General features: G+C 60.8%; 22 protein-coding genes and 1 pseudogene. 13 read left to right on the forward strand and 10 right to left on the reverse strand.

Features of this window, described 5'->3' with window-relative positions; translation table 11 throughout:
* Positions 1 to 17: 17 nt before the first annotated feature.
* The 3 genes from AB4N43_RS17590 (at position 18) to sutA (ending at position 2,421) form a co-directional block, all read left to right on the forward strand.
* Positions 18 to 1,355: an ammonium transporter gene (locus tag AB4N43_RS17590; protein WP_027926392.1), complete on the forward strand. Its 1,338-nt coding sequence runs from the start codon at positions 18 to 20 to the stop codon at positions 1,353 to 1,355.
* 213 nt (positions 1,356 to 1,568) lie between these two features.
* Entirely contained in the window at positions 1,569 to 1,994 is a 426-nt protein-coding gene (locus AB4N43_RS17595; protein WP_008030499.1) for a secondary thiamine-phosphate synthase enzyme YjbQ, read from the forward strand.
* Positions 1,995 to 2,097: 103 nt separating this feature from the next.
* A complete protein-coding gene (gene sutA, locus AB4N43_RS17600) occupies positions 2,098 to 2,421 on the forward strand; it encodes a transcriptional regulator SutA (RefSeq protein ID WP_008050867.1) in 324 nt (107 codons plus the stop codon).
* Positions 2,422 to 2,616: 195 nt separating this feature from the next.
* On the opposite strand, the gene AB4N43_RS17605 is transcribed toward sutA, so the two are convergent.
* From AB4N43_RS17605 to lptM, 6 genes are read right to left on the reverse strand one after another with little or no spacing between them, the layout of a single operon-like run.
* Entirely contained in the window at positions 2,617 to 3,327 is a 711-nt protein-coding gene (locus tag AB4N43_RS17605; RefSeq protein ID WP_460151769.1) for an HAD family hydrolase, read from the reverse strand.
* Positions 3,324 to 4,223: a tyrosine recombinase XerC gene (xerC, locus tag AB4N43_RS17610; RefSeq protein WP_008040629.1), complete on the reverse strand. Its 900-nt coding sequence runs from the start codon at positions 4,221 to 4,223 to the stop codon at positions 3,324 to 3,326. Before xerC ends, AB4N43_RS17605 begins: the two co-directional genes overlap by 4 nt.
* Before the next feature lie 2 nt (positions 4,224 to 4,225).
* The gene (locus AB4N43_RS17615) at positions 4,226 to 4,951 is read right to left on the reverse strand and encodes a DUF484 family protein (RefSeq protein WP_027926404.1); all 726 of its coding nucleotides are present in this window, start codon (positions 4,949 to 4,951) and stop codon (positions 4,226 to 4,228) included.
* Between the two features lie 13 nt (positions 4,952 to 4,964).
* Positions 4,965 to 5,795 carry a diaminopimelate epimerase gene (gene dapF, locus AB4N43_RS17620; RefSeq protein ID WP_027926405.1) on the reverse strand — a complete coding sequence of 277 codons (831 nt, stop codon included), beginning with the start codon at positions 5,793 to 5,795 and terminating at the stop codon, positions 4,965 to 4,967.
* 4 nt (positions 5,796 to 5,799) lie between these two features.
* Positions 5,800 to 7,047 carry a diaminopimelate decarboxylase gene (gene lysA / locus AB4N43_RS17625; RefSeq protein ID WP_027926406.1) on the reverse strand — a complete coding sequence of 416 codons (1,248 nt, stop codon included), beginning with the start codon at positions 7,045 to 7,047 and terminating at the stop codon, positions 5,800 to 5,802.
* Positions 7,048 to 7,056: 9 nt separating this feature from the next.
* A complete protein-coding gene (gene lptM, locus AB4N43_RS17630) occupies positions 7,057 to 7,233 on the reverse strand; it encodes an LPS translocon maturation chaperone LptM (protein WP_032833701.1) in 177 nt (58 codons plus the stop codon).
* 314 nt (positions 7,234 to 7,547) lie between these two features.
* Between lptM and cyaY the strand changes: the two genes are divergently transcribed.
* From cyaY to rnk, 3 genes are all read left to right on the forward strand, one after another.
* On the forward strand, positions 7,548 to 7,880 hold the full coding sequence (gene cyaY, locus AB4N43_RS17635; RefSeq protein ID WP_027926407.1) for an iron donor protein CyaY: 333 nt from the start codon (positions 7,548 to 7,550) through the stop codon (positions 7,878 to 7,880).
* A 4-nt stretch (positions 7,881 to 7,884) separates the two neighbouring features.
* Positions 7,885 to 8,103 carry a DUF1289 domain-containing protein gene (locus tag AB4N43_RS17640; protein ID WP_027926408.1) on the forward strand — a complete coding sequence of 73 codons (219 nt, stop codon included), beginning with the start codon at positions 7,885 to 7,887 and terminating at the stop codon, positions 8,101 to 8,103.
* 259 nt (positions 8,104 to 8,362) lie between these two features.
* The gene (gene rnk, locus AB4N43_RS17645) at positions 8,363 to 8,773 is read left to right on the forward strand and encodes a nucleoside diphosphate kinase regulator (RefSeq protein WP_027926409.1); all 411 of its coding nucleotides are present in this window, start codon (positions 8,363 to 8,365) and stop codon (positions 8,771 to 8,773) included.
* A gap of 6 nt (positions 8,774 to 8,779) precedes the next feature.
* Here the strand turns inward: rnk and AB4N43_RS17650 are convergent, their stop codons facing one another.
* The 3 genes from AB4N43_RS17650 to AB4N43_RS17660 form a co-directional block, all read right to left on the reverse strand.
* Positions 8,780 to 11,623 carry a class I adenylate cyclase gene (locus tag AB4N43_RS17650; protein ID WP_059181969.1) on the reverse strand — a complete coding sequence of 948 codons (2,844 nt, stop codon included), beginning with the start codon at positions 11,621 to 11,623 and terminating at the stop codon, positions 8,780 to 8,782.
* Between the two features lie 192 nt (positions 11,624 to 11,815).
* Positions 11,816 to 12,061 carry a TIGR02647 family protein gene (locus tag AB4N43_RS17655; protein ID WP_027926411.1) on the reverse strand — a complete coding sequence of 82 codons (246 nt, stop codon included), beginning with the start codon at positions 12,059 to 12,061 and terminating at the stop codon, positions 11,816 to 11,818.
* Between the two features lie 226 nt (positions 12,062 to 12,287).
* Positions 12,288 to 12,572, reverse strand: coding sequence for a hypothetical protein (locus tag AB4N43_RS17660; protein ID WP_027926412.1), 285 nt, complete (start codon positions 12,570 to 12,572; stop codon positions 12,288 to 12,290).
* Between the two features lie 124 nt (positions 12,573 to 12,696).
* On the opposite strand from AB4N43_RS17660, the gene AB4N43_RS17665 reads away from it, so the two are divergent.
* Positions 12,697 to 13,356 (forward strand): glutathione S-transferase family protein, encoded by a 660-nt coding sequence (locus tag AB4N43_RS17665; protein ID WP_460151770.1) that lies wholly within the window; start codon positions 12,697 to 12,699, stop codon positions 13,354 to 13,356.
* A gap of 133 nt (positions 13,357 to 13,489) precedes the next feature.
* Here the strand turns inward: AB4N43_RS17665 and argH are convergent, their stop codons facing one another.
* Positions 13,490 to 14,884 (reverse strand): argininosuccinate lyase, encoded by a 1,395-nt coding sequence (gene argH / locus AB4N43_RS17670; RefSeq protein WP_027926414.1) that lies wholly within the window; start codon positions 14,882 to 14,884, stop codon positions 13,490 to 13,492.
* Positions 14,885 to 15,230: 346 nt separating this feature from the next.
* Here argH and AB4N43_RS17675 point away from each other — a divergent pair.
* From AB4N43_RS17675 to AB4N43_RS17700, 6 genes and pseudogenes are all read left to right on the forward strand, one after another.
* Positions 15,231 to 15,347: pseudogene (locus tag AB4N43_RS17675) on the forward strand (sensor histidine kinase); the annotation flags it as partial.
* The gene (locus AB4N43_RS17680) at positions 15,344 to 16,090 is read left to right on the forward strand and encodes a LytR/AlgR family response regulator transcription factor (protein ID WP_027926415.1); all 747 of its coding nucleotides are present in this window, start codon (positions 15,344 to 15,346) and stop codon (positions 16,088 to 16,090) included. The pseudogene AB4N43_RS17675 and the gene AB4N43_RS17680, both read left to right, overlap by 4 nt.
* Positions 16,091 to 16,228: 138 nt before the next feature.
* Positions 16,229 to 17,170 carry a hydroxymethylbilane synthase gene (hemC, locus tag AB4N43_RS17685; RefSeq protein ID WP_027926416.1) on the forward strand — a complete coding sequence of 314 codons (942 nt, stop codon included), beginning with the start codon at positions 16,229 to 16,231 and terminating at the stop codon, positions 17,168 to 17,170.
* Entirely contained in the window at positions 17,167 to 17,934 is a 768-nt protein-coding gene (locus AB4N43_RS17690) for a uroporphyrinogen-III synthase (RefSeq protein ID WP_027926417.1), read from the forward strand. Before hemC ends, AB4N43_RS17690 begins: the two co-directional genes overlap by 4 nt.
* A 16-nt stretch (positions 17,935 to 17,950) precedes the next feature.
* Positions 17,951 to 19,105: a uroporphyrinogen-III C-methyltransferase gene (locus AB4N43_RS17695; protein ID WP_027926418.1), complete on the forward strand. Its 1,155-nt coding sequence runs from the start codon at positions 17,951 to 17,953 to the stop codon at positions 19,103 to 19,105.
* Positions 19,102 to 20,340, forward strand: a complete 1,239-nt coding sequence (locus AB4N43_RS17700; protein ID WP_027926419.1) for a heme biosynthesis protein HemY — start codon at positions 19,102 to 19,104, stop codon at positions 20,338 to 20,340. Before AB4N43_RS17695 ends, AB4N43_RS17700 begins: the two co-directional genes overlap by 4 nt.
* The last annotated feature ends 241 nt before the right edge of the window (positions 20,341 to 20,581 follow it).

Here is a 20,581-nt window from a genome sequence, read left to right on the forward strand (position 1 = left end):
CCCCAGGAGAAAACAATATGACTCTGCGTAAATTCGCAGGGCTAGGAGCCCTGTTGTCCCTCGTAATGCCCGGCCTGGCCTTGGCGGCAGACGAAGTGGCGGCCCCAGTCCTCAACTCTGGCGACACCGCCTGGATGATGACCTCGACAGCCCTCGTGCTGTTCATGACCATTCCCGGCCTCGCGCTGTTCTACGGCGGCATGGTTCGGTCCAAAAACATTCTTTCCGTGATGATGCAGTGCTTCGCCATTACCGGCCTGATCAGCGTCCTGTGGGTCATTTATGGCTACAGCATCGCGTTCGACACCACCGGCATGGAACAGGGCGTCATCAATTTCAACTCGTTCTTCGGGAGCCTGAACAAGGCCTTCCTCGCCGGCATCACGCCAGCCAGCCTGACGGGTCCTGCGGCGCTGTTCCCTGAGGCGGTGTTCGTTACCTTCCAGATGACCTTCGCCATCATTACTCCTGCGCTGATCGTCGGTGCCTTCGCCGAGCGGATGAAGTTCTCCGCCATGCTGATCTTCATGGGCGTGTGGTTCACCCTGGTTTACGCACCGATTGCGCACATGGTCTGGTCCGGTAACGGCGGCCTGTTGTGGGACTGGGGCGTACTCGACTTCGCCGGCGGCACCGTGGTGCACATCAACGCCGGTGTGGCCGGTCTGATTGCCTGCCTGGTACTGGGCAAGCGCAAAGGCTTCCCGACCACTCCGATGGCCCCGCACAACCTCGGTTACACCCTGATGGGCGCCGCGATGTTGTGGGTCGGCTGGTTCGGCTTCAACGCCGGTTCCGCTGCGGCGGCCAACGGTACCGCCGGCATGGCGATGCTGGTAACGCAGATCGCAACCGCTGCGGCCGCACTGGGCTGGATGTTCGCCGAGTGGATGACTCACGGCAAACCGAGTGCACTGGGTATTGCTTCGGGTGTGGTCGCCGGTCTGGTCGCCATTACGCCAGCCGCTGGCACGGTGGGCCCGATGGGCGCGCTGGTGATCGGCCTGGCAGCGGGCGTGGTGTGCTTCTTCTGCGCCACCACCCTGAAACGCAAACTCGGTTATGACGATTCCCTGGACGCCTTCGGTGTGCACGGTATCGGCGGTATCCTCGGCGCGATCCTGACCGGTGTGTTCGCTGCACCGTCGCTGGGTGGCTTCGGCACCGTCACCGACATCGCCGCACAAGTCTGGATCCAGTGCAAAGGCGTGGGCTTCACGGTGATCTACACCGCGATCGTCACCTTCATCATTCTCAAGGTCCTGGACGCTGTCATGGGCCTGCGTATCACGGAAGAAGAAGAGGCTGTCGGCATCGACCTGGCACTCCATAACGAACGCGGCTACAACTTGTAAGACGCGCATAAAAAACTTGCCCGGCTTGCCGGGCATTTTTTTGTCTGGCGTTTGTCAGTGAAGGACCTGCTGAAAGGTTTTTTCGTACACGTTCAGGGGCGTTTGCGACGGGCGTTTTTCTGCAGGCAATGGCTTACATGATTGAAGGAATATTAGGGCCTTTGTTTTTTCCCAGAGCGCGCTAGAATGCGCCCCGAACGTGCGGAGAACTGTATGTGGCAACAGACTCTGATTACCCTGCGGGCACGGCCCCGGGGCTTTCATCTGGTAACGGACGAGTTACTCGCCGGCTTGCCTGAACTCAAGGCGTGTCGGGTCGGTCTGTTGCATTTGTGGCTACAGCATACCTCGGCGTCGTTGACCATCAACGAGAACGCCGATCCGGCGGTACGTCGCGACTTCGAACGATTTTTCAATCGTCTGATCCCACAAGGAACAGACGGCTATGAGCATAACGACGAAGGCCTGGACGACCTCCCGGCGCACTTCAAGGCCAGCGTGCTTGGCTGTCAGCTCAGTTTGCCGATCTCGGCAGGCCGACTGGCGCTGGGGACCTGGCAAGGTGTTTATCTGGGCGAGCACCGTGATTTTGGCGGTGCCCGTAAAGTCCTCGCCACCGTGCACGGTGAAGAGGCATGAACCGCTGGTCACCAGCGGTTATTGAATTTTTCCGGCAACTGTCGACAGACGGTAAAGCTGGGCTATAACTAATCTGCTTTTCGCAAGAGTCATGAGGTAGAACATGAGCGACGATGATCTGGAAAACGACGACCTCGAAGTAGGCGACGACGACGAAACCGAAGAAGGTCTGGAAGCAGCGGCCGAAGACGTCGCTGAAGACGACGGTGGCGACGCGCCCGTTCCGACCGCCAAAGGCAAAGCCAAGGCAGCGGTATCGGTCGATGAGCTGCCGAGTGTCGAAGCCAAGAACAAGGAACGCGATGCTCTCGCGCGGGCCATGGAAGAGTTTTTGGCCAAGGGCGGCAAGGTGCAGGAAGTGGAGGCCAACGTGGTCGCCGATCCTCCCAAGAAGCCTGATAACAAGTACGGCAGCCGGCCTATCTAAGCGTCTGCCCTTGCTTGCTGAAAAAGCCCGCCGTCGCTGCGGGCTTTTTCATGGGCGGTGCAAAACGCTTGAGCTCGACACGATCCCCTGTAGAAGTGAGCCTGCTCGCGATTGCGGTGTGTCAGGCAACATAAATGCTGAATGTCACACCGCAATCGCGAGCGGGCTCACTTCTACAAGGGAAAATCGGTGGTTTCAGGATGGGTGTCGGGAATTCCACAGGGCCAGCAACGCTGGCAGTTCGGTCAAACTGCGAATCTCGGCATCCGGAGCCTTCTGCGCTTCCCACGCTTTACCTTGCGGGTTAAACCAGATCGCCCGCAGCCCTGCCTGCTGCGCACCGGCAATGTCATCACCTGGATGATCGCCAATGTGCACAGCCGTTTCAGGTGTTGCCCCGCCACGTTGCAACGCTTCATGAAACAAGCGCGCATCCGGTTTGGCGATGCCGATGTCTTCGGCGCACAAGGCAAACTTGAAGTAGTCCGCCAGCCCTAACCGACGCACATCGGCGTTGCCATTGGTGACCACGCCGAGGGCGTAGTGTTTGGCCAGGGTTTCCAGGGTCGGCTCGACTTCCGGGAACACCTCGATCTGATGCCGCGCATGCAAAAACACTTCAAAGCTTTGGTCGGCGAGATCGTTTGCCTGGTGATCGTCGTAACCGGCTTCTTCCAGGGCGTGGAACAACACTCGACGACGCAACGCGCTGATGCGGTGCTTGAGCCCCGGTTCACTACTGAGGATCCGCTCACGAATCGCCCACAAATGCTCTACCGGTACGCCCCCAAGGTTCGGCGCATGCTCGGTCAGCCATTCACGCAGTACGGCCTCGGCGCTGATGATCACCGGGGCGGTGTCCCAGAGGGTGTCGTCGAGGTCGAAGGTGATCAATTGGATGGTCATGAGTCATCGCCTTTAATGCGTTTGGCCCGTGGATGGGCGCTGTCGTAAACCGTGGCCAGGTGCTGGAAATCCAGGTGGGTGTAGATCTGGGTGGTCTTGATGTCCGAGTGGCCGAGCAGTTCCTGCACCGCGCGCAAGTCCTGCGAGGACTCGAGCAAGTGGCTGGCAAAGGAGTGCCGCAGCATGTGCGGGTGCAGGTTTTGCCCCAGCTCCCGCTCGCCGGCCGCCTTGACTCGCACCTGAATCGCTCGTGGCCCGAGGCGTCGGCCTTGCTGGCTGACGAATACGGCGTCGTCGGCCGGGTTGGTCATCGCGCGCAGGGGCAACCACAGCTCCAGCGCTTCGCGCGCTTTCTTGCCGACCGGCAACAGACGGGTTTTGCTACCCTTGCCCAGCACTTGAACCATGCCGTCGGCCAGATCCAGCTGATCCAGATTGAGCCCGGTCAGCTCTGAAAGACGTAATCCCGAGGAATAGAACAACTCCAGAATCGCCTGATCCCGCCGCGCCAGGAAATCATCCTCCACCGCGCCCTCCAGCAGTTGCAGCGCGCGGTCGGTGTCGAGGGTTTTCGGCAGGCGGCGTTCGCCTTTGGGCGGCGCCAGGCCATTGGCCGGGTCGTGGTCGCACAGGCCTTCGCGATTCAGATAGTGATAGAGCCCGCGAACCGCTGATAACAGTCTCGCGAGGCTGCGGGACGATTGGCCCTGTGAATGCAGGCGCGCGATCAGGCTGCGCAGACGCTGAATGTCCAGCGCGGCCCAGCTGCCGATGTTCTGTTTGACGCAGAAGCCCAGCACCTTATCGAGGTCGCGACGGTAGGCGTACAGCGTATGAGGCGACACCTGCCGCTCACTGCGCAGGTGTTCGCAGTAAGCGTCCAGTTGCCGTTCCATGCTCAGCGGACCGAGCGCAGGGAGCTGTTGACCCGTGGCAGCACGCGGCCCATGACTTCGGCGATGTAGCTCAGGAACAGGGTGCCGACCGAGCTTTTGTAGTGTTGCGGATCACGGCTGGCGATGGCCAGAATACCGTGAATGCCTTGATGGCTGATCGCGACGACGGCGGTGGAGCCGATTTGCTTGCGCTGTTCTTCGCCGAACAGGAAGTCCAGTTCGTGTTCGCGCAGGCTGCCGCTGACGCTTTTATCTTCCGAGAGCAAGCCGCCGATGGTCGTTTGCGCCTCGGCGTGAGTCACCCAGCGGCCCACCGGCATCGGGTTGTCGCCCAGCAGGATCAGGCTGACAAAAGGCACCTGGAAATCCTGGCGCAAGCTGTCTTCGACGCTGATCACCACGTCTTCCAGGCTGGTGGCGTCCATCAGCGCGAGAATCAGGCGGCGGGTCTTGTCAAAGAGACGGTCGTTGTCGCGGGCCACGTCCATCAAGTGCGACAGGCGATGCCGCAGCTCGATGTTGCGGTCGCGCAGGATGGTCATCTGGCGTTCGACCAGCGAAATGGTGTCGCCGCGACGGTGCGGAATGCGCATGGCCGGGAGCAGTTCTTCGTGCTCGATGAAGAAATCCGGATGAGCCTCCAGGTACGCGGCAATCGCCGCCGCCTCAAGGCTTTCGGAAGGGGATTCGTCGGGCTGCAGGGCGGGAACCTGGGGCTTGTCGGTCATGGATTTCGCTCACTCAAAGACGCACTTGTCCTTCGTATACGCGGACTGCCGGGCCGGTCATCATGACCGGTTGGCCAGGGCCTGCCCACTCAATGGACAAGCGCCCGCCAGGCAGGTCGATCAATAGCGGCGAATCCATCCACCCCTGGCTGATCGCGGCCACTGCAGCTGCGCAGGCACCGGTGCCGCAGGCCTGGGTTTCCCCGGCGCCACGTTCCCAGACGCGCAACTGCGCTCGGTTCCGGTCGATGACCTGGAGAAAACCGACATTGACCCGCGCCGGGAAGCGCGGGTGGTGTTCGATTTTCGGCCCCAGTTCATGCACCGGTGCGTTATTGATGTCGCTGACCCGCAGCACGGCATGGGGGTTGCCCATGGACACGGCGGCCAGTTCGACGGTCGTACCCTCGACATCGAGCTTATAACTCAAGGCCTGTTCTGGCGCGTCGAATGGAATCTCGGTCGGTACCAGGCGCGGTGCACCCATGTTGACACCAATCTGGCCGTCGCTGCGGATATCCAGTTCGATGATGCCGCTTTTGGTCTCGACGCGAATCTGCCGTTTTGCGGTCAGGCGCTTGTCGAGCACGAAGCGGGCGAAACAACGCGCACCGTTGCCGCACTGTTCCACTTCGGAGCCGTCGGAGTTGAAGATCCGATAACGGAAATCCACGTCCGGATTGCTCGGCGCCTCGACGATCAGCAACTGGTCGAAACCGATGCCGGTGTGCCGATCGCCCCATTGTTTGGCGTGCTTGGGCAGAATGTGCGCGTGCTGGCTGACCAGGTCGAGGACCATGAAGTCATTGCCCAGGCCGTGCATCTTGGTAAAACGCAGCAGCATGGGGTTACTCCGGCAGCAGGCTTTCGCCAGCAAACAACTCGGCTACCGTCTCACGGCGACGCACTTCAATTGCCTGATCACCGTCCACCAACACTTCAGCGGCGCGGCCGCGGGTGTTGTAGTTGGAACTCATGACAAACCCGTAGGCGCCAGCCGAATGTACGGCCAGCAGGTCGCCTTCTTCCAGGGCCAGCTGACGATCCTTGGCCAGGAAGTCGCCGGTTTCGCAGATCGGGCCGACGATGTCGTAGGCACGCGCCGCGGTGTCACGCGGGCGCACGGCGGTGACGTCCATCCAGGCCTGATACAGCGCCGGGCGGATCAAGTCGTTCATGGCCGCATCGACGATGGCGAAGTCTTTATGTTCGGTGTGCTTGAGGTACTCGACCTGGGTCAGCAGCACGCCGGCGTTGGCCACGATGAAGCGGCCCGGTTCGAATACCAGTGCCAGGTCACGCCCGTCGAGACGCTCGCGCACAGCCTTGATGTAGTCGCCAGCCAACGGTGGCTCTTCGTCGCGGTAACGCACGCCCAAACCACCACCGAGATCGATGTGGCGCAGGTAGATGCCGCAATCGCCGAGGCGGTCGACCAGGCCCAGCAGGCGGTCGAGGGCATCGATGAAGGGTGGCAGGGTGGTCAGCTGCGAACCGATGTGGCAATCGACGCCGACAATTTCCAGGTTTTGCAGTTGCGCGGCGCGGATGTACACGTCTTCGGCGTCGGCAATGGCGATGCCGAACTTGTTCTCTTTGAGACCGGTGGAAATGTACGGGTGCGTGCCCGCATCAACGTCCGGGTTCACACGCAGCGAGATCGGTGCGCGAACGCCCAGCTCGGCGGCGACCACTTGCAGGCGTTCCAGCTCATCGGTGGATTCGACGTTGAAGCAATGCACGCCGACTTCGAGGGCGCGACGCATGTCGTCACGGGTCTTGCCGACACCGGAGAACACGATCTTGTCAGCGCTGCCGCCAGCGGCCAGCACACGTTCCAGCTCGCCACGGGAGACGATGTCAAAACCGGCGCCCAGACGCGCCAGGACATTCAGTACACCCAGGTTGGAGTTGGCCTTGACGGCAAAGCAGACCAGGTGCGGCATACCGGCCAGTGCATCGGCGTATGCCAGGTATTGGGCTTCGATGTGCGCGCGGGAGTAGACGTAGGTCGGTGTGCCGAAACGTTCGGCGATGGCCGACAGGGCCACACCTTCGGCAAACAGCTCCCCGCCACGGTAGTTAAAAGCGTCCATGGCGTTCCCTTATTGGTAGACGTCGTGCTTGTGTGCTTTGGAGACAGGCTGTTTTTGCGAGGACTTGGCCTGTTCGACAGGGTCCTGGTCTTCGTCTGGCAGATACAGCGGGCCTTTTTGACCACAGGCCGACACAAGGCAGGCAACCGCGACGAGCGCAGCAAGGGAAGAGATCAGGCGCTTCATGGCGAAATCCTTGAAAATGCGTTAATTGCGCCGGAGTATACCGGCCACCCGTCAGCTTGCCTATGCGACGGGGCTCCCGTCCGGCGGGGCTTGGCACGATGCCGGTCAGCCGGGCGCAATCCCTGTGGGAGCGAGCCGGCTCGCGAAGGCGTAGTGTCAGTCAACATTGATGTTGAATATGATGGGCCCTTCTCGAGCAGGCTCGGTCCAACAGGTTTAGTGATCACCTTGGGTCGTTATCCTTTGCAATCACCGGGGCTCGCCCGTATCTTGCGGCGCTTGAGCGTGAACAGACACTTTTTGAGGTTGCCGCAATGAGTTTGACCGAAGCCCGTTTCCACGATCTGGTCGATGCCACCCAGCAGACGCTGGAGGATATTTTTGACGAGTGTGACCTGGATATCGATCTGGAGAGTTCGGCCGGTGTGCTCACCGTCAAGTTCGAAAACGGCAGCCAGTTGATCTTCAGTCGTCAGGAGCCGCTGCGTCAGCTGTGGCTGGCGGCGGTCTCCGGTGGTTTCCACTTTGACTACGACGAAGAGAGCGAGCGCTGGATGTGCGACAAGAGCGAAGAGCAGTTGGGCGAAATGCTCGAGCGCATCGTCAAGCTGCAAGCGGACGTCGAACTCGATTTCGAAGGTCTGTGAGATTGTGACCGAGCCTGCCGTCGTTCGCCCACCGAAGCCGCTCTACAGCAATGTCAGCCCGGCGGTCCCTTCGCCGTGCAGTGGTGTGTGCCGGCTGGATGAACAAAAGGTGTGCCTGGGGTGTTTTCGCCATGTCGAAGACATCCGCGAATGGCGTTCGGCCGACGATGATCGCCGCCGGGTTATCTGCGCCCAGGCGCACCAGCGCAAAACTTCCGCCTGACCCAAAACCTGTGAGCCTGCTCGCGATTGCGGTCTAGCATTCAGCTTTGATGTTGTCTGACACGCCGCTATCGCGAGCAGGGTCTCCTTTGGCTCAGCTCGAAATACCCATATCGGGGCTTGGTCGCCCCTCACTTGTATATTTATTGAGCTGTGATAGTGTCCAGAAACGCCTCAACCCATCGAGGCTCGTGAAAACCCCGCCTTTTTCTGGCGGGGTTTTGCTTTTTCTGTGCAGAAGAAAGGAGTCTGCCTTAATCATGACCGCACCTTCCATCACCCTTACTCGTCTGGACGTGCAACGTCTGGAGCGCCTGATCGACAGCCTGGATGACACGCTGCCGGGCGTTATTGCGCTGCAAACCGAGCTGGACCGCGCCGATACGCTGGTCGGTCACGAAGACGTGCCTGCCGATGTCGTAACGATGAATTCCCGTGTGCATTGCCGTGAAGAAGGCAGCGGCAAGGACTATCACCTGACGCTGGTTTACCCAAAAGACGCCAATGCCGACGAAGGCAAGATTTCCATACTGGCGCCCGTCGGCAGTGCACTGCTCGGTCTCAAGGTTGGTCAACACATCGACTGGCCGGCACCCGGCGGCAAGACCCTCAAGCTGACGTTGCTGGAAGTCGAGTCACAGCCGGCCAATGGCGGCGACTTCCCGGAGTAACGCTCCTCAGACCTGTTCGAGCGCCTCGTTCAACGAGCGCTCCAGGTCAGCCTTGTAACGCAGATACAGATTGCTTGAACTCTGACCGTCACCGAGCAGGCCCGAGAGGTCGAGGTCGGTGATGTAACAGCGATAGCGCTCGGTCTCGCGGCGTTGCTCGACGATCTCTTGCGCGACCACGCTGAACAGTTGGTCGCCATGTTCCAGCTCTGAAAACTCTCGCTGATTGCAATACAGCGTCACCTGTACCTCGCCCGGCGCGGCTTTGCCGATGATGGCCTGCACGTCGTAGAACGGTTTGTTGACTGGCGTTTGCGGCGCTGGCCGCGTTTCTACCCGGCGCGCGCGCCCGGAGCCGGACGGCAGCAGTTGGTAGTACAACGTGTCCAGGGTCAACGGCTGCGCGGCATCCATCGGCAACAAGGCATCGCGCCGGTACTGGATCGATTGCAGGAAGCGTTGCAACGGCACCAACAGGCTTTGTTCGTCGTGATAGGGCAGGCGTTGTTGCCACAGCGCATTGAGCTCATCCAGCACGTAGAGATCAGCCTGATCCTCATTGATTCTGTAGAACACCTGAATGCACTCGGGCTGGCCCATCGGCAGGATCAGCGCGAGGTCGTGGTCTTCCAGCGCCATCGGGTCCAGGTGCAGCGGGCTGTAGCCTGTCAGTTCCTCACCCAGGTAATCAATCAGCGCCGGCAAGGTGGCGATGGCGACGTGGTTGACCTGGCCCGGCACCAGTTCCAGCACGTGATAGTGCTGCTGGACCTGGATCAGGTAACGGTGATTGAGGTTGCTTAACAGCAGGTTCTGCGCGGAGTCGATCACCTCTTCTACCCGGCGGGCAATGAATTGCGCACGGTTATGGCAGAAGCACCGAACCCGCAGCTTGGGCTGCTGTGGCCCGCTCGGCAGGTTGTTGAGGTAGGCGCGCAGGCAGTCGAGCAGGGCATGAGGGCCGTCGTAGCGGCTGACCAGCACTTCGTTCCAGCTGTTGAGCGTGACCTGGTCCAGCGTCAGCACCAGGTTCTCGCGAACCCCGGCATAGCTCAGCGAGTCGGTGCGCTCGGTGGTCATCAGGATGTTTAAATCGCGATGGTGCTTGAGCGGGTCGACGCCAACGTTCACGAGGATCAGCACCTCGCTCGGTACGCTGGCGCGCAGCAAGGGTTCTTCCGCGACGGTGGTCAGGGGCAGGGCAATGCTCTGTTGCAGGCTGCCGAGCAGGTTGAACAGTTCGAACTCGCTCAAATCGCTGGTGCCTGGGTGCAAGGCCAGCCGCGTGCTGCTGTCGATCACGCCATTACGGTGGCACCAGGTCAGGAGTTCCAGCAATTGGCGGCTGCGCTTGATCGGCGCGAAATGTTCCCACTCGTGGGCTGCCAGGCTGCCGTTGTACAAGCCCCACTGGGTTTGCCCGGGTTCTTTCTTGTTGGGCGCCTGCACCAGCGTCAGCGTGTCTTCGGCCAGGTCCGGGGCGATGCCCGGGTTGATGAATTCGACCTTGTCAGCCTTGCGCTCGAAGGCCGCGTACAACCGGCGACCCAACACGTTGAGGTCGCGCTTGTTGATCAGGCTGACGGTGTCTTCGGTGCGGGCGAACTGGGTCAGGAAGCGGTAGCTGTAGTTCAACTCGTTGACCAAGGCGCGACGTTCAGCGCTGACCTGGCGGACTTTCCACTGGCTGCGGCTATCGAGCAGCGCCAGTTGCCGCTGATCCCAGCCCCATTCCTGGGCCAGTCGCTCAAGCAATGAACGCTGCCAGCTCTGGGTGCGGGTGTTGCCGGTCAGTTTGCGATTGACCTTCAGGTACAGCGCGCGGCGCACCAATTCCAGCCGTTCCGGCTCGCCCCGGGCCTTGAGGTATTCCTCGATGCGCCGGTAGACCACGATGTACGGGTCCAACTCGTCGAGGTCCAGTTGATTGGCGAAAACGGCTTGCTTGAAGCGCAGGCTCAGGCAATGAACCTTGGGGTGCTCGCTGGCGTAGACCTCGGTCAGCAGCAGCTTGAGTACGGACTTGTAGGGCGACTCGATGCCCTTGAACAATTGCCAGAGCCCGGCGCCGATGAATTCCCCCGGCGGTATGAATGCCAGATGCCCCAGGTCCAGGCTTTCGTCGGCACGGATGAAGCGTTTGGACAGCAGCGTGTGGGTGTAGCGGTCGTAGGCGGACTCTTCATAGACTGGCACCAGCCACCAGATCGGCGTGCGGCCGGCCAGCCAGATGGCGGTGCGGTAGAACTCGTCCAGCAGCAGGTAGTGCTGGGTGGTGCCGCAGTCTTCGGAGCTCAACTGGGTGTCGCGCTCACCGAGCACGAAGCGCGTCGGGTCGATCAGGAAGAAATGCGCCTCGGCGCCTTGGCTTGCGGCCCAGACCTCCAGCAGCTGGCACTTTTTACGCAGCTCCGCGAGCTCGCTTTCGCCGAGGTCCGGCGCGTGGCAGACCCAAACGTCCATGTCGCTTTGATCGGCTTGAGCCAGCGTACCCAGGCTGCCCATCAGGAACAGGCCGTGGATCGGTCGCGGCGGATTGCTGCCATGGCGCGGCTTGTAAGAGAACGAGCGGGTCAGGCGCTGGGCTTCAGCGAGGGCATTGGCGTCCGGCTCGAAGTTCGACAGCCCGGCCGGCGTAGCGCCGGAAACATACCCGGGCAATAACGGATGATTGACGTGGAAAAACAGCGGTAGCAGCGTCAGCACCGTTTGCTGGCGGGTCGACAACCCTTCCATGGCCCGGGCCATGCGGCCTTCATTGAGTTTTAGAAAGCGTGCGCGCAGTTGGCTGAGAACCTTGCGGTCGATTCCCTCGTCCAGATCGGGGCGGATTTCATGGGTGCGGGTCATGTCAGCTCAAACCGGCTCGCGAGGCTCGGACGTGGGGGCGGCGGATGAGGGGCAGTTTAGCGCCTCGGGCCCGCCACCTTTAAGCTGAATTTGTATTTTTGACGTCAGATTTTTATCGCGAGGCGACAGCAGGCCGCCGGGTTTGCCCGCGGAAATCCCGTGGCAGGGGTTTCCGTGGGCGAAGCGGTGATCTCAGGCAGTTTCTCGGACGTTCAGAATGGTCAGCAGCGTTTGCACGTTTTGCGCGGCGTCACGCCCCAGGCTGGTCAGGTAACCGCCATCGGGCTGGTCGATCAGTTCCTTTTCAAACAGGCGTTGGGCGGCGGCAATGGCTTTCGGGGCAGCGGTCTGATGAATTTTCAAACCTTCCTGGGAACTGTCCAGGTTGAAGAGTGCGAGGATTTCCAGTTCGGCAACCAACTCAGGGGTAAGCGACATAAGGACTCCAGACTTTCTAGGAATTGGACGACAGCGCCCCTAAGGTGAGCCCACTCGTGCGGCATGTCCAGTGCCTGCATCAGGGTTTTTTCACCTCGGGAAGCATTCCCCGGCGGCTGGTGCGGCAGCGGGGTGCGTACCAGTGTAGTCAGGGCATGGGGGAAGGCAGGATGGATGGGTGACAATTTGTGTAGGAGCGGATTGCCCGCTCCCGCATGGTGTTCGCTTACTTCTTTTCCGGCGGCAATTCCGGCAGCGCACGCAGCGCTGTTTCGTACCATTCGGTGTTGAACGCGCGGTCTTCTTCCAGGATCGCGTCGATTTCTACCGCTAACACGTGAGCCATCATGTTGAGGATTTCTTCACGTTCGTAACCGACCAGCGTCAACTTGTTGAAGGTGGCCTTGGCAGCCGGCGGGTTGTCGCTTTCGATCTGGTTTTCGATGGCTTCGATCAGGGTGGTTTCGGTAAATTCTTCTTCGTCGCTATCGATGTCGATTGGCTCGCTCATGGCAGGCTCCTCAAGTTAAGGCGGCCAGTTTACCTGCATTCAGCGCTGTGATGCTGCTGGCAAGAATCGCTTCGGCGTTCTATAAAACAGGACTGCCAACCCCGCACGGCCTGGAGGCTTTGTGATGCTCAAGCTTTATGGATTTTCCGTCAGCAACTACTACAACATGGTGAAACTGGCGCTGCTGGAGAAGGGACTGCCGTTCGAAGAAGTGCTGTTTTACCCTGGCCCGAGCCCGGAAGCGCTGACCATCAGTCCGCGCGGCAAGGTGCCAGTGCTGGGCGTCGAACAGGGTTTCGTTAATGAAACCGCCATCATTCTCGAATACATCGAACAAAGCCAGAAAGGCACTCCTCTGTTGCCAAGCGATCCTTTCGAGCGCGCCCAGGTGCTGGCGCTGGCCAAGGAAATCGAGCTGTACATCGAGTTGCCGGGGCGCATGTGCTACGGCGAGGCGTTTTTTGGCTCGCCAGTGCCAGAGGCAATCAAGGACAGGACCAGGTCCGAGTTGCTGCTGGGGTTCGCCTCGCTGGCGCGACACGGCAAGTTCGCCCCTTATGTGGCGGGTGACAGCCTGAGCGTTGCCGATCTGTATTTCCTGTATAGCGTGCCATTGGCCGCTGCGGTGGGGCAGAAGTTGTTTGGCCTGGATTTGTTGGCCGAGATGCCAGAAGCCAGGGCGCTGCTGGAGCGTCTGGAGGCGAATCCGAATGTGCAGAGGATTGCTGCGGACAAGGAAGCGGCGATGCCAGCGTTTATGGCGATGATCGCGTCCAAGAAATGAAATTTGTAGCGTTCTGAAGTCAGTCATCGTCGGAGCGCCGCCCGGAGCAAGCTCGCTCCCACAGTGGAAAGTGCTGAACACACCGGGCCACTGTGGAGGCGAGCCGGCTCCGGGCGGCGTTCCGACGAAGCTTTTAGCGGCTGGCGAGCAACGCCTGGCCGCGAACCACTGCCTGCTTGACCTGTGCTGGCGCAGTGCCGCCGATATGGTCACGGGCATTCACCGAGCCTTCCAGGGTCAGCACGGCAAACACGTCCTGATCGATCTGGTCGCTGAATTTACGCAGCTCTTCCAGACTCATTTCCGCCAGGTCCTTGCCGTTTTCCACACCGTACTTCACCGCATGGCCAACAATTTCGTGGCAGTCACGGAACGGCAGGCCACGGCGCACCAGGTAGTCGGCCAGGTCGGTGGCAGTGGAGAAACCGCGCAGCGCCGCTTCGCGCATCATCGCGTGCTTGGGTTTGATCGCCGGGATCATGTCGGCAAAGGCTCGCAACGAGTCGCGCAGGGTATCGGCGGCGTCGAACAGCGGCTCTTTGTCTTCCTGATTGTCCTTGTTGTAGGCCAACGGCTGGCCCTTCATCAAGGTCAGCAGGCCCATCAGTGCGCCGAAGACGCGGCCGGATTTGCCGCGAACCAGTTCCGGCACGTCCGGATTTTTCTTTTGCGGCATGATCGAGCTGCCGGTGCAGAAGCGGTCTGGCAGATCGATGAACTGGAATTGCGCGCTGGTCCACAGCACCAGCTCTTCGGAGAAGCGCGACAGGTGCATCATCGCGATGCTGGCCGCCGAGCAGAACTCGATGGCGAAGTCGCGATCGGACACGTTGTCCAGCGAGTTGCCGCCGACGGCGTCGAAGCCCAGTAGCTGCGCGGTGTATTCGCGGTCGATCGGGTAGGTGGTGCCCGCCAGCGCAGCGCTGCCCAATGGCATGCGGTTGGTACGCTTGCGGCAGTCGACCAGACGCTCATAGTCGCGGCTGAGCATTTCGAACCAGGCCAGCATGTGGTGCCCGAAAGTCACGGGCTGTGCGGTTTGCAGGTGAGTGAAGCCGGGCATGATGCTGCCAGCTTCGCGCTCTGCCTGCTCCAGCAAACCTTTTTGCAGGCGGGTGATTTCGCCGAGGATCAGGTCGATCTCGTCACGCAGCCACAGGCGGATATCGGTGGCAACCTGGTCGTTACGGCTACGGCCGGTGTGCAGCTTCTTGCCAGTGACGCCGATGCGATCGGTCAGGCGCGCCTCGATGTTCATGTGCACGTCTTCGAGGTCGATGCGCCAGTCGAACTGGCCGGCCTCGATTTCACCCTGGATGGTGTTCAGGCCGTCAATGATGCTGTCGCGCTCGGCATCGGTCAGCACGCCGACCTTGGCCAGCATGGTGGCGTGGGCGATCGAGCCCATGATGTCGTGGCGATACAGGCGCTGGTCGAAAGTGACGGAGGCGGTGAAGCGGGCGACGAAGGCGTCGACGGGTTCACTGAAGCGGCCGCCCCAGGACTGATTGGTCTTGTCAGTGCTCATGAATTCGCTCGTATCGGCTGGAGAAAAGTGACGTTGAAAGCTGTCGCGGATAATAACAGGGTTGCCAATCCTGTCGCTGACACTGGTCGATACGTTTTTTTCTTATTGCGCGGTCCATACTCAAGGTGAGCCTTCGGGAAATTGCGCAACGATATTTTTCATTTGAGCAATAACGTCCCGGCAACCGTCTACAGTTGGACAGTAGGATCACCGCACTTTCTGGTGCGATTACTGACTATAAGAAGAGGGGGTGTTCATATTGTGTATCGGCAAACCCTACGGCGATCCCTCGCCAACGCGGGCCAGAGCCTCCAATCACGCGGCAGTTGAAAATTTAGCCGCCGATTTCGCGGCACTTTTTGGCCCTCGCGCTAGTCTTAGCGTGGATCGCGGTGACGGACGTCACTTCACCTGTCTACGTTATCCTTGTGCGAGACTCACGCAGGAATCCAGCGCAATATGAATGTCCTGATCGTTGATGACGAACCCTTGGCCCGCGAGCGCCTGAGCCGAATGGTCGGCGAACTCGAGGGATACAGTGTCCTGGAGCCGAGCGCCACGAACGGCGAAGAGGCGTTGGCACTGATCGACAGCCACAAGCCGGATATCGTGTTGCTCGATATCCGCATGCCAGGCCTTGACGGCCTGCAAGTGGCTGCGCGGTTGTGCGAACGCGAAACTCCGCCCGCTGTGGTGTTTTGTACAGGACCCGATGAATTTGCCGTGGAAGCCTTACAGGCCAGCGCCGTAGGCTATGTGGTGAAACCTGTGCGTACTGAACATCTTCACGAAGCATTGAAAAAAGCCGAGCGCCCCAATCGTCTCCAGCTCGCCGCCCTGACGCGTCCCGCCGCCGAAAGTGGTAGCGGACCGCGTAGCCACATCAGTGCACGAACCCGAAAGGGTATCGAGCTGATCCCACTGGATCAGGTGGTCTACTTCATTGCCGACCACAAATACGTGACCTTGCGCCATGAAAGCGGCGAAGTGTTGCTGGATGAACCGCTCAAGGCCCTTGAGGACGAATTTGGTGACCGATTCGTGCGTATCCACCGCAACGCCCTGGTCGCCCGCGAGCGTATCGAACGCTTGCAGCGCACACCTCTGGGGCATTTTCAGCTGTTCCTCAAAGGTCTGAACGGCGACGCATTGATCGTCAGCCGACGCCATGTGGCCGGCGTGCGCAAGATGATGCAGCAGCTTTAATTCGCCGTTCACAGGGCGAACTTCACACCCGCTTGCCGCACATACAGGCCAGGGAGGCCACGCAGTATCTGATTCAAGTCAAAGTGGATTTGGCTGAGCTGTTATTATCCGCCGTATCTATTCAGTACGGATTGATCCATGTCCTCTCGCGAAATCCGCATCGCCACCCGCAAAAGCGCCCTGGCCTTATGGCAGGCCGAATACGTCAAAGCCCGTCTGGAAGAGGCCCATCCCGGTCTGCTCGTGACGCTGGTGCCCATGGTCAGTCGTGGCGACAAGCTGCTGGACTCGCCGCTGTCGAAAATCGGCGGCAAGGGCCTGTTCGTCAAAGAGCTGGAAACCGCGTTGCTGGAAAATGAAGCCGACATCGCTGTGCACTCGATGAAAGACGTACCGATGGACTTTCCCGAAGGCCTTGGCCTGTTTTGCATCTGCGAGCGTGAAGACCCGCGCGATGCATTCGTCTCCAACACCTACTCCAGCCTGGATGAGTTGCCGAAAGGCAGCGTCGTCGGTACCTCCAGTCTGCGCCGTCAGGCTCAACTGCTGACCCGTCGTCCGGACCTGCAGATCCGCTTCTTGCGTGGCAACGTCAATACGCGCCTGGCCAAGCTCGATGCGGGTGAGTACGACGCCATCATCCTCGCTGCCGCTGGCCTGATTCGCCTGGGCTTCGAAGACCGCATCACCTCGGCCATCAGTGTCGACGACAGCCTGCCGGCCGGTGGCCAGGGCGCAGTCGGTATCGAATGCCGCTCCGCCGACAGCGAAATCCATGCCTTGTTGGCACCGCTGCACCATCTGGACACTGCCACTCGCGTGACCGCCGAACGTGCACTCAACAAACATTTGAACGGTGGCTGCCAAGTGCCGATTGCCTGCTACGCCGTGTTGGAAGGCGAGCAGATCTGGTTGCGTGGCCTGGTCGGAGACCCAAGTGGCGGCCTGTTGCTCAGCGCAGAGGCCCGTGCGCCACGCGCTGACGCTGAAACCTTGGGCGTGCAAGTCGCCGAGGACCTTTTGAGCCAGGGCGCCGACGATATCCTGAAAGCGGTGTATGGCGAGGCAGGTCACGAGTGACTGGCTGGCGCTTGCTGCTGACGCGCCCTGCGGATGAATCCGCAGCGCTGAGCGATGTTCTGGCGCAAGCGGGGATTTTCAGCAGCAGCTTGCCGCTTTTGGAAATCGAGCCAATCCCGGCCTCTGACACAATGCGCGCGCTGATTCAGACACTGGATCGCTTCTGTGCGGTGATCGTGGTCAGCAAACCCGCGGCCAGAATCGGTGTTGATCTGGTTGACCGGTATTGGCCGCAGTCACCTGCGTTGAAGTGGTTCAGTGTCGGCGCCGCCACTGCGCAGATCCTCGAGGGCCGCGGGCTGGACGTAAGCTTTCCGGCCGAGGGTGATGACAGCGAAGCCTTGCTGGAACTTCCCGGGTTGCGCGAGGCTATCAACCGGCCCGATCCGCGCGTGTTGATCATGCGCGGGGAAGGTGGGCGTGAACTCCTGGCAGAGCGTTTGCGCGAGCTTGGTGCTAGTGTCGAGTATCTGGAGTTGTACCGTCGCGGCTTGCCGCATTACCCGCCGGCGGCACTGCCTGACCGGATTGAAGCGGAACGCTTGAACGGGCTGGTGGTCAGCAGTGGACAAGGTTTTGAGCACCTGCATCAACTGGCTGGCGTTGCCTGGCCACAATTGGCGCGGTTGCCGTTGTTTGTTCCAAGTCCCAGGGTCGCCGGGCTGGCACGTGCCGCCGGGGCCCAAACAGTTGTGGATTGTCGCGGCGCCAGTGCCGCGGCTTTGCTGACGGCGTTACGGGAGCATCCCGAACCCGTTCTCTAATGCAAAGGATGGATACGTGAGCGAAACTGCCTTGCCTAAAGATGACGTCCAGCCAGTGCTTGATGCGCCGGTTGAAACTCCGGTTGAAACCGCGACACCCGCTGACGTGCAGCGCCGAGGCAATGGCCTGGCAATCGTCGCGCTGCTGCTCGGCGCTGCCGGTGTTGCCGTGGGCGGTTGGGGTGTCTGGCAGGTGCGACACCTGCAAGCCAATAACCAGCAGCAACTGGCTCAGGTGCAAGCGCTGAACGACCAGGCGCAAAGCCTCAGGCTCAATGAACAGCGCATCAGCGCACGTTTGGAGCAGTTGCCCGCCGTTGATGAACTGGATGCTCGCGCCCGTCTGGTCACGCAGTTGCAGGGCGATCAACAGCGTCTGAACCAGCGCCTGGAAACCGTCCTCGGTGCCAGCCGCAAGGATTGGCGCCTGGCCGAGGCCGAGCACTTGCTGCGTCTGGCCAGCCTGCGCCTCTCTGCCTTGCAGGACATCAGCAGCGCCCAGGCGCTGGTGCAGGGTGCCGACGACATACTCCGTGAACAGAACGATCCGGGTTCCTTCGCCGCTCGCGAGCAAGTGGCCAAAACCCTCGTGGCGTTGCGCAGTACAGAACAGCCGGATCGCACCGGCTTGTTCCTGCGCCTGGGCGCATTGCGTGATCAAGTGATCGACCTCACCGAGCTGGCGCCCGAGTACAAGGACCGGGGTGAATCACTGCTGGGCCTGACCGCTGATGGCGACGGTGCCAGTCGCTGGGCGCAGTGGTGGGATCAGATCTCCCGTTACATCCGTATCGACTTCAATGCTGACAAAAATGTCCGTCCACTGTTGGCCGGGCAGAGCCTGAGCCAGGTGCGCCTTGCCCTGAGCCTGGCGCTGGAGCAGGCGCAATGGGCCGCGCTCAATGGCCAGGCCGCGGTTTACACCCAGGCGCTGGCGGAGGCGCGGGACGTGTTGACCGGCAACTTCAACCCGGACAACCCCCAGAGCAAAGTGATGCTGGAGCAGGTTGGCGAGTTGAGCAAACAACGGGTCACGGTCGTGACACCGGATCTGACGGGTACCCTGAGCGCGGTCCAGGGGTATCTGGAGCGGCGTAATGTCAACGCTGAAGACTCGATCAAGCCAATGGCCAAGCCTGCTGCGGGTACCGCCCAGGAGGCAACGCCATGAAACGCCTCTATGTGATCGTGTTCCTGGTGATCGCCGCTGCTGCCGCGCTGGGACTGGCGATTGCCGAGCATGCCGGATACGTGCTGATTGCCTACAAGAGCTTTCGTTACGAATCGAGCCTGTGGGCGACCCTCGCATTGATCGCGGTGTTGTGGCTACTGTTCTGGGGCATCAAGGTGCTGGTTGAGCTGGTGATGACCTCCAGTGGCGTGGTCAATCCCTGGTCGCGGCGCAATCGCAGCCGCCGGGTGCAAGTGGCGATCGAGCACGGTCAGCTGGATCTGGCGGAAGGTCGCTGGGCCAGTGCGCAGCGTCATTTGCATCGGGCGGCCGAAGCCGAGCGCCAGCCACTGCTCTATTACCTCGGCGCGGCACGTGCCGCCAACGAGCAGGGTCATTACGAAGAAAGCGACAACTTGCTGGAGCGCGCCCTCGAACGTCAACCGCAGGCTGAACTGGCGATTGCCTTGAGTCATGCGCAATTGCAGACCGACCGTGGCGATACCGACGGAGCCTTGGCCACCCTTGAGGCCATGCATGAGCGTCATCCCCATAACGCCCAGACATTGCGCCAGTTACAGCGCCTGCTTCAGCAGCGTGGCGACTGGTCAGCGGTGATTCGCCTGTTGCCCGAGTTGCGCAAGGATAAAGTCCTGCCGCCCGCCGAACTGGCCGAGCTGGAGCGTCGTGCGTGGGGTGAAAACCTGTCGCTGGCGGCGCATCAGGAAGAGGACGGCAAGGTCGGTTTGCAATCGCTCACTCGCGCCTGGCAACAGCTTACGTCGGCTCAGCGTCAGGAACCGCAATTGGTGCTGGCCTATGCCGAGCAGCTACGACAACTGGGGGCGCAGGTCGAGGCGGAGGAGGTTCTGCGCACGGCCCTCAAGCGCAATTACGACAGCCATCTGGCGCGCCTGTACGGATTGGTTCGCGGCAGCGATCCGGCTCGGCAACTGCAGACTGCCGAGGGGTGGCTCAAGGATCATCCGGCTGACCCAAGCCTGTTGCTGACACTGGGCCGCTTGTGCCTGCAAAACAGCTTGTGGGGCAAGGCGCGAGACTATCTTGAAAGCAGTCTGCGGGTTCAGCGCAATCCGGAAGCCTGTGCGGAGTTGGCGCGGTTGCTGGCGCAACTGGGCGATACGGAACGCAGCAATCAGTTGTTCCAGGAAGGCCTGGGCATGCTCGATGAGCGCCTGCTGGCGGCACCGTTGCCCACTCCCGTTTACGCCTGAGGCTGGTCTGTAGCAGCTGCCGAAGGCTGCGTCCGGCTGCGAAGCAGTCGTCATAAAGATAACGCGGTCGACCTGATAAACCAGAGCGCCTGATTTTACGACTGCTGCGCCGCCGGACGCAGCCTTCGGCCGCTGCTACATGGGCGGGGCGGCGTTCTCAGGGGGCTCGAAACGCGTCGTGTGTTTGGCTTTGTAGTCCCTGATCGGCAACGTCCTACAGAGGGCTACACCGATTCCTCTC

The sequence above is a fragment of the Pseudomonas sp. S2_B07 genome, assembly GCF_054668435.1.

Excerpts from the sequence above, each read along its gene's own strand:
- AB4N43_RS17590 (WP_027926392.1), top strand. The coding sequence starts at position 18 with ATGACTCTGCGTAAATTCGCAGGGCTAGGAGCCCTGTTGTCCCTCGTA.
- AB4N43_RS17595 (WP_008030499.1), top strand. The coding sequence starts at position 1,569 with ATGTGGCAACAGACTCTGATTACCCTGCGGGCACGGCCCCGGGGCTTT.
- sutA (WP_008050867.1), top strand. The coding sequence starts at position 2,098 with ATGAGCGACGATGATCTGGAAAACGACGACCTCGAAGTAGGCGACGAC.
- AB4N43_RS17605 (WP_460151769.1), bottom strand. The coding sequence starts at position 3,327 with ATGACCATCCAATTGATCACCTTCGACCTCGACGACACCCTCTGGGAC.
- xerC (WP_008040629.1), bottom strand. The coding sequence starts at position 4,223 with ATGGAACGGCAACTGGACGCTTACTGCGAACACCTGCGCAGTGAGCGG.
- AB4N43_RS17615 (WP_027926404.1), bottom strand. The coding sequence starts at position 4,951 with ATGACCGACAAGCCCCAGGTTCCCGCCCTGCAGCCCGACGAATCCCCT.
- dapF (WP_027926405.1), bottom strand. The coding sequence starts at position 5,795 with ATGCTGCTGCGTTTTACCAAGATGCACGGCCTGGGCAATGACTTCATG.
- lysA (WP_027926406.1), bottom strand. The coding sequence starts at position 7,047 with ATGGACGCTTTTAACTACCGTGGCGGGGAGCTGTTTGCCGAAGGTGTG.
- lptM (WP_032833701.1), bottom strand. The coding sequence starts at position 7,233 with ATGAAGCGCCTGATCTCTTCCCTTGCTGCGCTCGTCGCGGTTGCCTGC.
- cyaY (WP_027926407.1), top strand. The coding sequence starts at position 7,548 with ATGAGTTTGACCGAAGCCCGTTTCCACGATCTGGTCGATGCCACCCAG.
- rnk (WP_027926409.1), top strand. The coding sequence starts at position 8,363 with ATGACCGCACCTTCCATCACCCTTACTCGTCTGGACGTGCAACGTCTG.
- AB4N43_RS17650 (WP_059181969.1), bottom strand. The coding sequence starts at position 11,623 with ATGACCCGCACCCATGAAATCCGCCCCGATCTGGACGAGGGAATCGAC.
- AB4N43_RS17655 (WP_027926411.1), bottom strand. The coding sequence starts at position 12,061 with ATGTCGCTTACCCCTGAGTTGGTTGCCGAACTGGAAATCCTCGCACTC.
- AB4N43_RS17660 (WP_027926412.1), bottom strand. The coding sequence starts at position 12,572 with ATGAGCGAGCCAATCGACATCGATAGCGACGAAGAAGAATTTACCGAA.
- AB4N43_RS17665 (WP_460151770.1), top strand. The coding sequence starts at position 12,697 with ATGCTCAAGCTTTATGGATTTTCCGTCAGCAACTACTACAACATGGTG.
- argH (WP_027926414.1), bottom strand. The coding sequence starts at position 14,884 with ATGAGCACTGACAAGACCAATCAGTCCTGGGGCGGCCGCTTCAGTGAA.
- AB4N43_RS17680 (WP_027926415.1), top strand. The coding sequence starts at position 15,344 with ATGAATGTCCTGATCGTTGATGACGAACCCTTGGCCCGCGAGCGCCTG.
- hemC (WP_027926416.1), top strand. The coding sequence starts at position 16,229 with ATGTCCTCTCGCGAAATCCGCATCGCCACCCGCAAAAGCGCCCTGGCC.
- AB4N43_RS17700 (WP_027926419.1), top strand. The coding sequence starts at position 19,102 with ATGAAACGCCTCTATGTGATCGTGTTCCTGGTGATCGCCGCTGCTGCC.